The following is a 16,200-nucleotide window of genomic DNA, read 5'->3' on the forward strand; positions in this document are numbered from 1 at the left end:
CTTTTAAACTGAACATTTACCTATAAGTGAAGGTTTTGCTACTGTTAGAAGTTTTTCAGACTAATTACAGTATAGTCCAAATTGTTGAAATTCCTGAAAATGGTTTTAATGTATGGATACTCATATATACAATCATGGAAACTTGGTATAAAATAGGTTTGTTTGTTAATTCAAATTAGCATAATGCATCTAGAAGAAAATGATAATTTACTTACAGATGTTAGATAATCTGTTTTTGTATAGAATTTAACATTTTTATAAAAAGATTCTCAAAGGTGGAATATATAGTGAAAATTGCTGTTGCAGGAACTGGATATGTTGGCTTAGTAACCGGTGTATGTTTAGCAGAAAATGGACATTCAGTTTTTTGTGTTGATATAGATGATAGAAAAGTAGCCTTAATGAGTTCAGGAATCTCTCCTATTTATGAACCTGGTTTAGAAGAATTAATGGTAAAAAACATGGATAGACTGAACTTTACAACGAACTACAAGGAAGCATATAAAGATGCTGATGTAATCTTTATTGGCGTTGGAACTCCAGAAAAGCCAGATGGCTCGGCAAATTTATCCTATGTCAATGCAGTAGCTATTCAAATTGCTGAAAGTATTGAAAAAGATTGTGTCATCGTTATTAAGTCCACTGTTCCGGTTGGAACCAATGATAAGATTGAGGACTTGATTAAAACAAACCTTGTTCATAATGTAAAAGTAAGTATTGCATCCAATCCAGAATTCTTGTCTCAAGGAACAGCTGTTAGAGATACTTTAAATGCCTCTAGGATTGTAATTGGAGTGGAAGAACCCCATGCAGGTGAGATATTGAGTGATGTATATAAGGATTTTGGGGCACCAATACTAGTTACAAATAGAAAAAGTGCAGAAATGATTAAATATGCATCAAATGACTTTTTAGCACTAAAAATTTCTTTTATTAATGAAATCGCTAATCTTTGTGAAATTATTGGAGCAGACATAGAAGATGTGGCACTTGGTATGGGCTATGACAGTCGTATCGGTAATAAATTCTTGAATTCAGGGATAGGATACGGCGGTTCATGTTTCCCTAAAGATACAAAAGCTTTACATTGGTTAGCCAATTTCCATGACCATGAATTAAAGACTATTAAAGCGGCAATCGATGTAAACGAAAACCAAAAGCTAAAATTAATCAAGAAATCTAGGAAGTATTTTGATAGTTTAAAAGGTCTGAATGTTGCAGTGCTAGGGTTAACTTTTAAACCTGGTACGGACGATTTAAGGGAAGCTCCTTCATTAGTAAATATTCCAATATTACTTGAGGATGGGGCTAATGTAAAAGCATGGGATCCAGTTGGGATTGAAAACTTCGAGAAATTATTCCCTGAGAATATTACTTACTCCACATCTATTGAAGATACGCTTAAAGATGCAGACGTATGTTTTATTTTTACCGAATGGGATGAAGTCAAAGATTTTGACTTATCCAATTATAGCAAACTAATGAGAAATCCAATCATCCTTGATGGTAGAAATTGCTATGACATTAATAGTGTTAAAAATGCAAAGATTGTTTATGATTCTATCGGTAGAGAAACTATTAACACCTTAGAAGTTTCACTAGTGTAGTAATTATTTTTTGTACTAGAAGACATCATTGATATCAGTGTCCAAAAGAAAAAGCAACTGTAGTTTTATTATAACTAGGGAGGGACAACTGTCCTTCCCTTCTTTTTGCTTTTTATATTCGGTATTAGCTATTAGATTTGGAGTTCCTGCACCTTAAGGTATAAGAACCTCAAACTCATTTTATTCTCAATACGAAATCCATAGAAGTGTCAAACCATTTCAAAGGGATTGAAGTTAAGTTAACGAACCAGAATTGCTCTACTGTAAGCGTCAAGTTCTTTGAACAAATTTGCTTATTAATTTTGAACACTTTCTTCATTAAAAATTGTTTCTCGATGTTTCATCCTATAACTTGAATCATTAAAATGGACAATTTCTGCTCGATGAATAAGACGATCTAAAATAGCTGCCGCCACACCTACGTCTCCTAGTAGCTCGGTCCACTCTTTTGGCGAACGATTGGATGTTAAAATAATCGATGAGTTGTTATACAAGTCATTAAGCAATGGGAAAAATAAATTAGTTTCCCTTGGATCCATTGCTGCGTACATCAAATCATCAATAATAACTAATTGTGATTCTTTTATTCTCTTAATCCTTGTTTGAGACTTCCTGGTTATTTCCATAGTTTTCAAGGTTTGAACCAAGTCTCCCATTGAAATAAGGGAGACCCTGAAACCAAATGGGAAAAGTCGCCAAGATATAGTCAGTGAATATGAATTAACTGCATCTGCTTTAGACAGGTGGATTATGCAATTCCAACAGTCTTTTTCTTTTAAAGAGAAAGACAATCGAAGTCCTGAAGAACAAGAATTGATGGAGTTAAGAAAAAGAAACAAACAGCTAGAAATGGAAGTCGATATTTTAAAGCAAGCCGCGCTGATAATGGGACGAAAATAGAAGTGATTGAAAGAAATCGTAACAAATATTCGGTATCAGCAATGTGCGAAGTCCTACAAATTGCTCGAAGTACTTTTTACTATGAAACAGAAATAGCAGCTCAAAAAGAACAAGAAAAAGCTGCAGAAGAACAAAAATTAAAAGAAGAAATCCAAATGATTTTCAACAAAAACCGTCAAGTATATGGAACTCGTAAAATTAAAAATGCCCTTTTTAAAACAGGTCACATGGTATCCAGACGGCGCATAGGTCGATTAATGGAGGAACTTGGAACCCAATCGAAGAAGAGCATTATGAAATCCAAAGCTGCCTCTACGACTGATGATCCGCGTGGGCAAGAAATTCTTATAGCTGAGAAGCAACTGAAGGATTTAAGAGACCCTTTGAATGGCATGGTAGGTGTGTTAATGAAGAAGCCAAAGAAGAGTGCCAAATTTCTAAGCAACTTGAGCCAAATTCTAGTGTTCACCTGATTCTTCCTAAAGAGTATTACTGCCAGTTGGTTAATTAAAGCCCGACGATTTTGTGCCAAAGACGATGTAACTGAAAATTCCAATCCATCACCCATGTAGGTGAGAGGTTATTGAGTTACGTCGTCCTCTTGTCCTATTGTTTATTTTAAAACCTGTTTTTTTCTAATTGTTATTACTCTCATACTGTTTCCCGTCAAAACCATATTTCGCTATCATTGGTATTGTTATAACTATATTGTTAGAAACGGTGTTATTTACACTTCTACTATCTAACCCTACTATTCCATATCTAAGTTTAGCACCATCAACAATATTTCCATCTATAACTCCGTTAGACGTTCCGTTAGTAAATACTATTCCATTATAGGTGTTATCCGCTTTTGTCCCACAGTCTGTTATACGATTTTTTGAAACAGTCATTTTTCCTGATTTGTTTAAATATATACCATTTTCTGTACAACTTGTTATTAAGTTGTTCGAAATATCACATCCATCTACAGGTAAGGATTTTCCATTTACTGATATTTCATTTGCATAAATACCAGAACCATTACACCCTACGATTTGATTATTACAAATGGAATAAAATCTTGCTCCTTGAACTAAAACCCCACCTCTATTTAGTCCCCCACAGATCTTATTTTGGTTTACTGTCGAATTATAATTATTTTGAGCAATCTTAACACCAAAACCATGACTATCAATAAAAAGATTACCTTCAATAGAAACATGCTTTTGTCTGATGGAAGAACTACCGTAACATGTGATAGTTGCTGCAAATATGCCTGTTTCTCCAGTTAATCCATTTCCTTCAAAGACATTACCTTGAATTAATACATAACTTGAACGATTTACATCTACTGCTCCATAAGTGCAAAATTTAACCGTATTGTTTAGAATTTTACAACCTTTCCCATTGTCATTTTCGGTAGCTATTCCGAAAATACAATTAGAAACATAATTTGATTGAATTGTATTATTTTTGGCATCACGATAAAAGTAATTATCTTCATTAATTCCATTTCTGCAATTTGTCACATGATTTTCAACAATAAAACAATCTTCACAACCATAAGTAAGCCATATTCCGGCTACCCCATTTTTGTTAGAAGTACTTCTATCTCCACCGTGGTTACTGATAAAACAGTTTTTTATTACCCCTTTACTTACACCTCTGAATATTATTCCACTTCCTGTATTGGTTACATTTTGATTTACGGATGAATTTACTGGTTGATTTCCAAAACCACTCCCAGTTAACTTTAAACCAATAACTTCACAACCTACAGCATTGACTTCACTGACAATTAAATTAATCATGGGAACGTCAGTCCAAATTTCCGAACCTTCACCTACCCCCATAAAACGAACATTAGAAGATATATAAACTTCTTTAGTAATTCTTTTTCGTCCAAAAGGGAAAAAAACATCTCCTCCACCAAGTAGTTTTATATCTTTTATAGCCATTTTTAGAGCAGGTTCCCAATCTTCTTTAGATGTACCTATGTTTAAAACTAAGTGCCTATAGCTTTCAAGACTAACACCTGAATGATGTGTATATAAATCCTTAATTTTATCAACTTTTGAATCTTGATCCTTTTCTATAACTTTAAACCAATCCATTTTATAAAAGGACGTGATTGCACCTTTACTAGATATAAAGCCTAAAAAGAAAGAAAGAACCCCGAAAACGAGGTTCATTAAAAAATTTCGTCTTTCCAAGATATCCACCTCTTACAACACTATACAACGATTTATTAATAATTCGCAATAATTTCCATGCTTGAGGGGTCTCTTTTAATAGTTATTTTCTTTTACGTTATGTTCAAAATGCGTATTTCAATAAATCTGCGTTTTGGTTGTGAAAAGGTCATTTTATTTTTCAAAGCAGATCGATACTTCTTTTGACCAATTAAATATTTCTTTTAAATTTACAGATTGATTTCTAAAATAAAAATCATAATTATTTAGTTTTCTAAATTTATCTTGATTGTTAATACCATAATCATTATCTCCATAATTAAAATCCGAAAAATTAAGACCTTTTGAATTTGTTACCCATTGATCTAATCTCTGTTCAAAGTGTTCTAAATGATTCCTAATATTTCTTAACTTTTCAGGAGGTCCGGGTACACTCCATCTTTGATTAATTAATTAATTTAATTCGTTTAAATCCCGGTGCCTGTCACCACCCGATATATGTCGAGATTTGTAGAATAAAAGAATGAGAATTAAAGTGCTACCTTGTGGCCAGAACCATGCTGCTACAATTTACAGCGAGTCTAGAAGGAAACCTTTTGTCATATGAATACGTAACCCACACCGCCTGATAACATAAAAAACCATGCTATTTTTCCAGCATAGTTTCGAAAATATGGTTCTGAGTTAATATCTAGGTTTGATCTCCATGGGACTGAGCCTTTTTTAGCATTTATTATCCCGAAACGCTTCCATCAATTCATGTAAGTCTTTGACGGCTAGTGTTACGCTCTCTTTTTTAGTTTTATAAAATCCATATCCTTCTAAATCATAGTGGTGAACAAAGGAGTTACTTGCAAAGCTTTTGTAGCCTTCAGGAACTTTAAACAGTACTCTTTAATCATCCCTTTCCTCATCAGTATCTACCAAGGTTATTATTTTACTAATATCATCTAAATTAAGCGCTTCAGCAATCTTCTCAATATGGCCAAAGTTAATATTTTTCCGCTATTGATTAGCTAATTGATTGAGAGCTGCAGGGCGAACACTTGTCAGGCGGGATAATCTGATTACAGCCAATGAAATGTACCACCGATGACATTATTCTTACCACTGAATGACAATAAATGTACCAGTAAGTGACAGTCTGTTTACCACTTTGCCTTCTGTATAATTAGTGAGCACGCCTTCGGGTGTGCCATTATTATGCAGGAGGTTTTTTGTATGATTCATTATCGCAAGATTTTGGAATTACACGATGAGGGAATTAGCCTTAGAGGTATTGTCGCAAGTACCGGTAACTCTCGTCAAAAAGTTACTGAGATCATTGGCCTTGCCGAAAAGAAGGGGTTAGTTTGTCCGTTAGAGGAGGAAATGACGGATAAATGGATTGAGGAATTTCTCTTTCCTGAGAGGACTTTGGAGGCTTCTGGGCGACACCCCTTGAACTTTGATTATATTCATGAAGAGTTGGCAAAGCCCAATGTGACACTTTCACTTCTTCATCATGAATATGAGGCCGAATGTCGAGCTGCTAATAAAATTCCGTACTCATATCGTAGTTTCTTGCGTCATTATAGTAGGTACGCAGACAAGTACAAAGCGACATTGCGCATTCGCAGAAAACCCGGAGAAATTATGGAAGTTGATTGGGCGGGATCCACTGCCTTCATTATCGATAGGGATACTGGTGAAAAGGTAAAAGCCTATGTATTCGTTGCAACTTTACCGTGCAGTCAATTTTCATATGCGGAAGCAAGTTTATCTATGGATTCGCATTCGTGGATTACAGTTCACAATAATGCGTACAAGTATTTCGGTGGTACTACTCAAATTATAGTTCCAGACAACTTAAAAACGAGCGTGACGAAGCATACAACCCGTGAATTGATTTTAAATCCTACTTACAAAGAGATGGCGGACTACTATAACACTGTTGTAATGCCAGCAAGGGTTCGTACACCGAAAGATAAGGCTAGTGTGGAAGGTTCAGTTGGAGTAATCTCTACATGGATAATCGCTGCATTAAGAAATAAACATTGTTTCAGTATCGAGGAATTGAACGAAGAAGTTCGGAAAAAGTTAGATGAATTCAATAAGCGACCCTTTACTCGGAAAAAAGGGTCGCGTTTGTCTGCCTTTGAAGAAGAGGAGAAATTTGCGCTTTCTCCCCTTCCCACCGCACCTTATAAAATGTCTGAATGGAAAAAGGCAACAGTGGGTCCTAACTATCACCTATCTGTCGATAGTATGTTTTATTCTGTTCCGTACGAATACATTAATCGAGAAGTTGATGTGAAAGTATCAGACGACCTTATTGAAATCTTTTTCAATCATATGAGAGTGGCATCTCATAAACGATTATATGGGAAATTTGGTCAGTCTGCCACTATTCGCGACCATATGCCTGATAACCATAAATTGTTTGTTGATCAAACCCCAGAAGCTGCGATTGAATGGGCAGAAAATATCGGGGCATCTACCTTAAGCGTGATTCGATATTTTCTTGATAATTCACAGACTGAAAAACTGGCCTTACAATCCATATTTTCTTTGAAAAAGTTTGAACGTCGCTACACAAAGTATGAAATTGAACGTGCGTGTAAAATGGTGATTTCCATGACTCAAAGACCGACGGTCAAAAGCATTCAAACAATACTAAAGAACAATAAAAAGAATGATGCCGAGCAAGAACTGAAAAGGAAAACAGAAATCAGCAAAAATAATTATGGCTTTACTCGTGGAGCTTCTTATTATGGGGGAACGGACAAATGATGAATGAACAAACATTAAGTAAATTAATCGAAATGAAATTGGGCGGAATGGCAGAAGCATATAAAGAGCAAGCATTGAATAAGGATTTTCAAAAGATGAGTTTTGAAGACCGTTTTAGTCTACTCGTAGATTTAGAGCATTCTCGTCGGAAGAGTAATAAGCTTGAACGTTTAATCAAAACAGCAACATTTTTAAACTCCAAGGCATGCATCGAAGACCTGGAATACCATGAGGATCGGAGATTAGATAAAGCATTGATACTGAAACTGGCTAGCGGTACTTATATTCACGATAGCCACAATATTATTTTAAAGGGACCCACTGGTTCAGGGAAATCATTCTTAGCTACCGCTTTCGGTATATCTGCTTGCCGACAATTTTATAACGTAAAATACATTCGCTTACCGGAATTATTGGATGAACTAACACTCGCAAAATTGGCCGCCGACGGAAGTTTTCGGAAGAGCATCAAAAAATATACGAAAGTGGATCTACTCATACTTGATGAATGGCTATTAACAGATTTATCAACTGATGAAGCTGCTATTCTATTAGAAATCACAGAGGCACGCCATAAAGTTGCTTCAACTATTTTTTGTTCACAGATTGATCCGAGTGGGTGGCATTTAAAACTAGGGAATGATACTATAGCCGAAGCTATTTTAGACCGCATTATCCATGACTCCTATCAGATTCTACTAGACGGAGAAGTTTCTATGCGTGAGCGTCATGGGTTAGGCAGGTAATTATAAAATGACCACAATGACAAGGAAGGAAATTCAGAAAATCGAAGAATACTATTATTGGGTAGGTTACAAAAATTGGGTACCTTTTCCCAAGGAACTAATAGAAAAGCTTTTGAGTGTTTATGGAGAGGAACCTTTTCCTCATAACTGGACTAAACAAGATATTTATGAAGGGTCTAGAAAATTAATCTTCGATTACTTCAATAATATGCCTAAGTAATTATGTAAGAATAAAAGCCCTATAAGATTAAATGTTAATCTGTAGGGCTTTTTATAGATTGGTAAATACTTTGGCGTAGCCTGGTAAATTCCTTGGCAAACAGTGGTAAAAAACATGGCGAGGATGGTAAATTCTCTTGGCCGTAATCAATAATCCTCTCATGGAGATATTTCATTCATCAATTAATTCAAAAATCATCATTTTAATTTTTTCCCCATAGCTCCTGACTCACCTGCCTAAAATGGACTCTAAGGAAAAATTAACATATAAAAAAACCAAAGTGGAACGCTTATACGTCTCATTTTGGTTTCGTTGCGAGGGGCATTGAAATAATTACATTTTTTGTCACTTTTGGTATCTTCATAATCTTATTGGACTATGTACACCGTTAACTGGAGGAATTTTATTTGGTTATACCATTAGGAATAATGCAAATTTACGCTGGATCTGATCAATTGTCGTACAATAACGACCTTTTGGATTGATCACATTTTATGTTCTTTCACCCTCACCCTATTTTCTAGCCTGGATGCAACTTATAAAAATCTAATAAAATTAGTAAAAGTATAGGATTAATTAAAGCAGAATACCATATTTTCCACCAACCGTAATAAAGAAATCCCCCTGGGTCTAGGTAACAAAGTAATCAGCTCATAACTAAGGAATATAGTCTCCCATATAGCAAAGTAAATAATTTTGTTTGGAAAGTGAACGATTAAAAGGAAAACAGAAGGTTTATTGGTGGTATTAAAATCGTATAGCAGGGAAAGGCAACCCAATCTATACCTTGAGAAACATACCAGTTGAATTCCTGTGTCACCACCCGATATATGTCGAGATTTGTAGAATAAGAGAAACAGGTAGGATCCACTGCATTGATCTTAACACTAGCGAAAAGTTTGAGAAAACTTGAGCATTATTGCCCGTTAGTGAGACTTCTCGGTACAACACTCTTTGGGCCAATAGTGAATTAATTAACCAGCGTTATAACTAGCAGTCAAGACACCCTTTTCTCCTTCTGAGGATAATTCTTCAACTGTGAATTTGTTGATATAATTTTTCTGATCTGAATAAAGGGAACGTTTAATTTCTTTTTCACATATTTCAAGGGCTTCATTTTCATTTTCAGCCCTTACAATAAAAGAATCAAATTAATCATAATCAGCATTGTCAGTTCTTTTTAATATAAATAATTTCATTTAATCCCCCTACTAAAGAATAATCGTTGCCTCTAATGACAGTATAGAACTGTCTGCGATAAGGTTCCTTTATCTGAAACAGTAGCTTTATAAATCATCCACACAACGTGTTGCAAAGTTACCAAAAGAATGTAAATTTTTTCATTTTTATGATAGAAAAGTCTCACGAAACCATGTTATACTTATTACGTTTTTGTAACAATAAAATTAAAGTTGTAATAAAGGGCAGGTTTTTAAATGATAAGTATTAAGAGAATTGATATCACACTCCTCTATATTATTTTAGCGAATGTCTTTTTCTTTCGGTATTTCGAAGTGCTGTACACTCCATTCTACATGTTTGATTTATTTATTTTATTATATATGGGCTTAAGATTACTCAGCGCAAAGAAAAACGTTTCTAAAAATTCGTCCTATGCTGTTTTTTTATCTTCTGTATTCCTTGTTATTGTTCTAGGAATGAATGCTTCTCAACATGGATTTAATCGGACCTTTATCAATAGTTTATTAACTACTTTCTCACCAGCAACTTATTTATTATTTCTGCTCTTCTTAAGGAAGCAATATAGTTATGATTCATTGAAAGATGTTGCGTTTAAATTAAGAAATTTTTTGAATGTGTATTTTGTTGTAAATACTATTATAGTCATTATCCAAATTTACACAGGGAACTTTATGATGAGCAACTTTTTGTCTTTTAACCCAAATGCCTTTGATCATTATTCTGGTTTAGTTGGTCTTAACGGCGTTAGTGTCTTGAATTTCATCTGGATTACAACTCTCTTGTTTAATCTTTATTTCTATATTGAAAGAAAGAGGTTTTCGACGCTTTTGTTGTTAATGATACAATTCGTGACTATGGCCACCATACAGCAATACAACGATATGAAAATGTTTTTTATGACTGTGGTTTTATTTCTTTTAATCTTCTTAATCATTTCGATGGATGGAGTAAAGATTTTAAAACCCAGATACAAGAAAAAAACAATACTGAGGTTTTTTATTGCCTTATATACTTTACCCGTAATTGCTATTTGTGTTTACTTAACATCCGATATGGCGAACGAGTATGAAAAATCCTCTGATTTAGTAGCAGAATTTTTTCAACACGGATCATCTATTCCGAGTGTTTACAATGAAAGAGCTTATCTTAATTACGAAGCATTAAACTTATTTAATGGTAAAGGTACTGGAATTGGTTTGGCTAATATTGATATTGCACATCAAAACATTCATGAGCACTTAACTATTAACAGTTCTTCATTAACGATTATGCAAGGTGGAATCATATACCTTCTCGCAGTAATTAACTTCTATAGCGTGTTAGTCTTAAGGTTATTCTCCGGAATGAACAATTTTAACAAAGCTAAAATTTACTTTATTGTTTTTGCTTCTTTTTTAGTTTCTTCTTATGCAACAGAAGTGTTTCGTGATCATTATATATTCTTAACCTATACTCTAATATATTTTTCGCTTTTCTTAGCTGTTAAATCAAAGGTTTATAACAATAAGTTCAAAACTAACTCTATAGTAACCGAACTTTCAATCGCTTCTTAAAGTTAGCCCTTCATAAAAGAAGGGCTTTTTAATTATTAAAATTTTTCAGTTCCTGACAATGTTCCTGTGTCAGAAATAATGACTTTGAAGTAATGACCACCCGATGAACGTAAAGTAATCCTATTCGCACCATTCATTTGATTCCCTTGCAGGTACTGTTTTTCATTCGCCATAGCTAGATCTTGTGCATTTCCTAAAAGGACGTTAGCCCCAATGGTATTTAAAATAGAGTTGCTATCGAGTAATCCTATTCCATATTTATGATTGGAACCTGTAACAACATTTCCATTAATAGCATTATTCACACTTCCGCTTGTTAAGATGGAGTAAAACACCATTCCCACCTGTTTGACTGTTAGAACCACCTAGAATCTAGTTGTTTAAGATACTAATGTAGTAAGAATTATTCGCCACTTTGACACCGTGATAATAATTGTTAATAAGCATGTTCCCCTCAACGGTAACGTTTTGAGGATTAACTGAACCGTCCGAATTACCATAAATATTAATGGATGAACTATAAACACCTACTGATCCTGTATTTCCGTTTCCTTCAATCCAATTACCTTTAATCAAGACTTGGGATGTTTTGTTTACGTCGATTGCTGAGTACATACAGTTTTTAATGACGTTATTAATGATTTGGAATCCTTTAGCGTTTAAATAGCAGTCGGTAGCAATCCCGAATCTGCAACCATCAACATAGTTTTGAGAAACGATATTGTGTTGAGCATCTTTATTAGCTGGACAAAAGAAGTTGTCTTCATTAATCCCATTTCTACAATTCGTCACACGATTTTTAGTAACAATACACTCATGACAACTATAGGTTAAATAGATACCAGCAATCCCGTTGTTCCCATTTAACCCATTACCACCGCAATTATCTACAATACAATTTTCGATTAACCCTTTGTTCACTCCGATAAATACAATTCCGCAGCCAGCCGCTGAAACGTTAGGTGCGTCAATCGTATTTGATGGTTGTGTCCCTGTTCCATTTCCTGAAACTTTCAGATTGCGAACAACTACTTTTTCCGCGTTTGTTTCGGTAATACACTTTTTCAAAACTGATTTTATTTATTCCATTTTTAATTTCATTGACATAACAAGTTAGATTATGGAGGTTTTTGTATGACTGTTAAAGTATCAAGTATTGGTTTAAAAGGATTGGAAGGCTATCGTGTGCAAGTAGAGGTGAGAATAAGGACTGGTACGGAACCGATGGTTATTGTTGGGATGCCAGATGCCTCGGTAAAGGAGTCTAGAGAACGGGTAGCAGAGAATTTAGAAGGTCAAGAAATGCTACCTCTCCTCACGAATCTACCTTCAAATGGAACCATGCTACTCTTTACTAACCCACCACTTAAGGATTTCCCATTTGAGGTCATTTCCCAAACAAGCCCGTTAACAAGTGATCAGCATAAGATGCTTATGAACGTAGCAGTAAAAACAGAATTGTAGTAACCGGGCTCAAATCAAAATTATACGTTTAGCAAGAACGATTTCTAATCTAGCTGGAGAGGACCAAATAACTGATACAGCCATTTGGGAAGCCGTGACGCTAAGACGTCAAGGTCTTTATAAACAACAATCTATCGCGAGGGAAAAGTAAATGTCACGTGAGAAAAGAATCTGGATACCCCATCGTTTTTACCATATTGTTTGCAGGGGCAACCGGCGTGATCCGTTGTTCCGAAACGCTGTTGATTTCCAAGCTTTCCCCCACATTCTCCATCAGCTTCATGAGAAAACTCCTTTTGAAATTGCCTCCTATTGTTTAATGACCAATCATTACCACCTGCAGATTCTTTCACCAGAAATCCCCTTTTCAAAACTTATGTCTTTAATCAACAAACGGTACGCAAACTATTACAATGCCAAGTACCGTTTAACAGGACATGTCTATGAAAAACGCTATTATGACAAGGTGATTGAAGATAAAGAAGGGATGTTAGAGGTAAGCCGCTACATTCATTTAAATCCTATTGATGCAAAAATGGTTCGGCAGCCTGAATACTATCCTTGGAGCAGCTTTTATCTATTTAAGTATCCCAGCTCTATACCACCTCTGTTTATGAATATGGACTGCCTATTAGACTATTACGAAGGAACAATAGAACGGAGGCGGGAGAAGTACTGCAAAAGTTTGAGATAACTTCCGTTGCCTGTCACCGCCCGATAGGGATATAAAAAACCATGCTGTTTTTCCAGCATGGTTTAATTGTTCTATGTATTATCCCGGGAATGCGGCCACCATTTCACGTAAATCTTGAACGGCTAGTTTTACACTTTCTTCTTTATTTTCATGAAATCCAGTTCCTAGTAAATCATAGTGGTGAAGATAGGAATTATTTGCGAAGCTTTTGTAGCCTTCAGGCACTGTGAAAGTTTCTACCGTAAATGTCAAACTCTTGTCTATGTAGATTTTGATAATTTCTAGTTCGTCACATTTTCTCTTTGTTACAACCCTCATATACTAGTCCTCTCCTCCTGAAGGCAATTGAATTCATAGATTTAATTCTATTAATTATATGTACATAAACTAGTATACGTTAAAATCCTACCTTCTTCCCTATATTGATTTGACAATAATCGGAAACTTTTGAAAAGTTTCTACCGTTCCAAGTGGATTCAACTAGTCACGAAAGGATCAGGTCTAAATCTCAATCGATTTGTAAAATTCATGCCCCTTTTCTAGGGTCTTTCTCAAAAGAAAATGGCTCCTTTTCTATTCCAATGGTCATTTTCATAAATTGCTCCGCCGTTTGCAGTTTATGATTAAAAGAATAAAGTTTCATAGGAACCGTAATGGTTAGTCCATTCGTAAACTCTACCTTTGCTTGTTGATTGGAACTAATGGTTCTTGTGATATGTACAGGATTAAACCATTTTGTATCGTTATGTTTTGAGGATTTATCAGGGAACACACAAATTCTATGTACAGGATTAACCATGATCGGACACATATTTTTATTACCAAGGAGCCACCTAGCTGTTTCCATGGCACCCCTTAAATCAAAGCCAATACATCTGATACTGTCATTTAGAATTTCTAGAGGTGATTTGTCTACGATAAAAGTTCTATCCAGTTCCGTTACTAGTGTGCAAAGCTTCGCGTTTCGATCATACTGACCAGCCATATACATAAAATGCGGATTGATAATATATTTATTTTGTATAAACAAGATTTCAACTCCCTTAAATGATTTGACTCCAATACCTTCTATTATCTATGTAGTGATATTGGTGCCCCCCTAATTTGCCTTCAGACCTCTACTTAATTAGAAACTTCCTTTCGTCATTATTTCGATAACTTTTCACATCACATCTTGCCCAAATTGGTTTACAAAGATATGAGGATATTTAAAGAAATAAGCAGCTATTCTATCGATAATAGAGCTATTTCGTTAAAACGTTTACATTTCTGGTTATGGTTTAATGTTGGATGAGATTTGTGGAAATAAGTATGTATATGCGTCTTTTAATGGTTACACAATATCTGATCATCGAATGATAAAAGATACACATATGAGGTATCAAGGAGGGGATGAATCACAGAAGTAAATGGCACTTGAGTAGTCATAAGGTAGGAAATCTTTATAAAGTATTACCAAACTATTTTTCTAACATTTAACCCTATGGCGAATGTGAATTAGAGTAATTCTGAGGGCCATTGTCATAACGATGTACTGCCTAACTTAAAAAGAGAGAAAGCGACTTAATCATCGTCGTCATCATCATCTGTATCTACCAAGGCAATGATTTGATTCATATCGTTTATTTCTAATGTTTTAGCAATCTTCTCTATATGGCCGAAATTAATATTATGCCTTTGTTGATTAACTAATTGATTGAGAGCTGCTTGGCGAACACCTGACAAGAGGGATAATTGTCTGATAGACATATTTCTTTCTTCTAGTATTTTAAGAAACATCACGATAACTTTTTTTCCCATAGCGCCTGGTTCACCTGCCTTAATGACTCTAAGGAAAAATTAACATATAAAAAAAAACAATGTGGTACGCTTAAGCGTCTCATTTTGATTCTTTTGAGAATAATATGGTGATTAATGCGTTTTTTGTCACTTTTTGTACATTGTTGCAGCAATCATTGCTAACTTGGGGTTGCATATAGTGAAACCAAAAAACATGATTTCTTCACCAATACCGTTGTTACTAAACTGTTAATGATTCAGATTGGAACCCAGACCAAATACAATTTCCTCATCATTCAAATCAAACTTCTCTTCGAGTGCTTCATGATAAAGTATCAAAAACTTATGGTCTAAGATTCCATAAAAATAGCCGAAGGGATTTTTGATGTTGCTGTTGAACTTCAGCTTCCTGATGAGCTGCTTAAAGGATTGGAGGGCGACATCTAGGATTAGTTCGGGATCATTTTCCCAATGGTGTTGATAGGCAGTGATTTTCACGATTTTCCAATACTCCTCGATTGTCTTTGCCTCAGGAAAGAAGCATTTTACCAGTTGAACAAAAGGCTGTGGAACTCGGTCGCTCACATAGGTATGGTCTAATTCGGACGGTTCTTCTTTACGTTCTTTATTCTTTTGATCTTTTTCAGTTTTTAAAAGATTATTAGTTTCTTTAGGGTGGTTCATAGTTTCCTCTTTAGGTAGTTCATTTGAAGGAAAGCGATTAAACGAATACAAGTTACTAGACTGTGAACCATTATTTCTTTCAGTTTCATAAACCGTTATCATTCCCAAGTCCTTTGCTTTTTGAATCATTCGTTTAAAGGTAGAGCGTGAGATTCCATGATCGCTGTATTCTTGATGAATCGCTTTTAAAATGGTCCCTATTTTCGCATTGCATACGCCAGGTATTTTGGCAGAAAAACGAACCAGCCGCTTCAATCCAACCAGTGCTCCTTTTGAAAAATCATGCTTGTGTACCGCTAACCACATCTCGATATGGGTATTCAATTCCTGCAGCGAACTAAATTGTGAAAACTGCTCGAATCTTTCAATATTGCCAGATTTTAAACCAACCATTTCATACACCC

15 protein-coding genes and 2 pseudogenes are annotated in these 16,200 nt (G+C 35.0%); 9 read left to right on the forward strand and 8 right to left on the reverse strand.

The genetic code is table 11. The features are described from left to right. Positions 1–284: 284 nt before the first annotated feature. Complete coding sequence (locus QF028_RS29670) at positions 285–1,607, forward strand: UDP-glucose dehydrogenase family protein (RefSeq protein ID WP_429472603.1); 1,323 nt, start codon at positions 285–287, stop codon at positions 1,605–1,607. A gap of 296 nt (positions 1,608–1,903) precedes the next feature. Here the strand turns inward: QF028_RS29670 and QF028_RS29675 are convergent. Next, a pseudogene (locus QF028_RS29675) lies at positions 1,904–2,287 on the reverse strand (ATP-binding protein); the annotation flags it as partial. Positions 2,288–2,357: 70 nt separating this feature from the next. Between QF028_RS29675 and QF028_RS29680 the strand changes: the two are divergent. Together QF028_RS29680 and QF028_RS29685 are read left to right on the forward strand one after the other, a co-directional pair. Next, positions 2,358–2,507, forward strand: a complete 150-nt coding sequence (locus tag QF028_RS29680) for a hypothetical protein (protein WP_429472660.1) — start codon at positions 2,358–2,360, stop codon at positions 2,505–2,507. Between the two features lie 2 nt (positions 2,508–2,509). Next, entirely contained in the window at positions 2,510–2,980 is a 471-nt protein-coding gene (locus tag QF028_RS29685; protein WP_429471108.1) for an IS3 family transposase, read from the forward strand. Between the two features lie 162 nt (positions 2,981–3,142). On the opposite strand, the gene QF028_RS29690 is transcribed toward QF028_RS29685, so the two are convergent. Continuing rightward, a complete protein-coding gene (locus QF028_RS29690) occupies positions 3,143–4,702 on the reverse strand; it encodes a right-handed parallel beta-helix repeat-containing protein (protein ID WP_429471110.1) in 1,560 nt (519 codons plus the stop codon). 1,200 nt (positions 4,703–5,902) lie between these two features. Here QF028_RS29690 and istA point away from each other — a divergent pair. The 3 genes from istA to QF028_RS29705 all read left to right on the forward strand — a co-directional run bounded on the left by istA (position 5,903) and on the right by QF028_RS29705 (position 11,175). Beyond that, positions 5,903–7,453: an IS21 family transposase gene (istA, locus tag QF028_RS29695; protein ID WP_429471112.1), complete on the forward strand. Its 1,551-nt coding sequence runs from the start codon at positions 5,903–5,905 to the stop codon at positions 7,451–7,453. After that, positions 7,450–8,199, forward strand: coding sequence for an IS21-like element helper ATPase IstB (istB, locus tag QF028_RS29700; RefSeq protein WP_429471113.1), 750 nt, complete (start codon positions 7,450–7,452; stop codon positions 8,197–8,199). Before istA ends, istB begins: the two co-directional genes overlap by 4 nt. Positions 8,200–9,855: 1,656 nt before the next feature. Further along, positions 9,856–11,175: a hypothetical protein gene (locus QF028_RS29705; protein ID WP_429471115.1), complete on the forward strand. Its 1,320-nt coding sequence runs from the start codon at positions 9,856–9,858 to the stop codon at positions 11,173–11,175. Positions 11,176–11,210: 35 nt separating this feature from the next. On the opposite strand, the gene QF028_RS29710 is transcribed toward QF028_RS29705, so the two are convergent. Both QF028_RS29710 and QF028_RS29715 read right to left on the reverse strand, forming a co-directional pair. Next, positions 11,211–11,513: a hypothetical protein gene (locus QF028_RS29710; RefSeq protein ID WP_429471117.1), complete on the reverse strand. Its 303-nt coding sequence runs from the start codon at positions 11,511–11,513 to the stop codon at positions 11,211–11,213. A 34-nt stretch (positions 11,514–11,547) separates the two neighbouring features. Then, positions 11,548–12,243, reverse strand: coding sequence for a right-handed parallel beta-helix repeat-containing protein (locus QF028_RS29715; RefSeq protein WP_429471119.1), 696 nt, complete (start codon positions 12,241–12,243; stop codon positions 11,548–11,550). Positions 12,244–12,309: 66 nt separating this feature from the next. Between QF028_RS29715 and QF028_RS29720 the strand changes: the two are divergent. From QF028_RS29720 to QF028_RS29730, 3 genes and pseudogenes are all read left to right on the forward strand, one after another. Beyond that, a pseudogene (locus QF028_RS29720) lies at positions 12,310–12,465 on the forward strand (magnesium chelatase domain-containing protein); the annotation flags it as partial. 214 nt (positions 12,466–12,679) lie between these two features. Next, positions 12,680–12,790, forward strand: a complete 111-nt coding sequence (locus tag QF028_RS29725; protein ID WP_429472605.1) for a hypothetical protein — start codon at positions 12,680–12,682, stop codon at positions 12,788–12,790. Beyond that, positions 12,791–13,333 carry a transposase gene (locus QF028_RS29730; protein ID WP_429471121.1) on the forward strand — a complete coding sequence of 181 codons (543 nt, stop codon included), beginning with the start codon at positions 12,791–12,793 and terminating at the stop codon, positions 13,331–13,333. Positions 13,334–13,411: 78 nt separating this feature from the next. Here the strand turns inward: QF028_RS29730 and QF028_RS29735 are convergent, their stop codons facing one another. From QF028_RS29735 to QF028_RS29750, 4 genes are all read right to left on the reverse strand, one after another. Beyond that, entirely contained in the window at positions 13,412–13,651 is a 240-nt protein-coding gene (locus QF028_RS29735; protein ID WP_429471123.1) for a hypothetical protein, read from the reverse strand. A gap of 208 nt (positions 13,652–13,859) precedes the next feature. Next, complete coding sequence (locus QF028_RS29740) at positions 13,860–14,363, reverse strand: competence protein ComK (protein ID WP_429471124.1); 504 nt, start codon at positions 14,361–14,363, stop codon at positions 13,860–13,862. Between the two features lie 533 nt (positions 14,364–14,896). Then, the gene (locus QF028_RS29745; protein ID WP_429471126.1) at positions 14,897–15,133 is read right to left on the reverse strand and encodes a helix-turn-helix domain-containing protein; all 237 of its coding nucleotides are present in this window, start codon (positions 15,131–15,133) and stop codon (positions 14,897–14,899) included. 228 nt (positions 15,134–15,361) lie between these two features. Next, the gene (locus QF028_RS29750) at positions 15,362–16,189 is read right to left on the reverse strand and encodes a hypothetical protein (RefSeq protein ID WP_429471128.1); all 828 of its coding nucleotides are present in this window, start codon (positions 16,187–16,189) and stop codon (positions 15,362–15,364) included. Positions 16,190–16,200 lie beyond the last annotated feature (11 nt).

The organism is Neobacillus sp. B4I6 (genome assembly GCF_050434045.1).
In the GTDB taxonomy this organism is placed as follows: domain Bacteria; phylum Bacillota; class Bacilli; order Bacillales; family Cytobacillaceae; genus Neobacillus.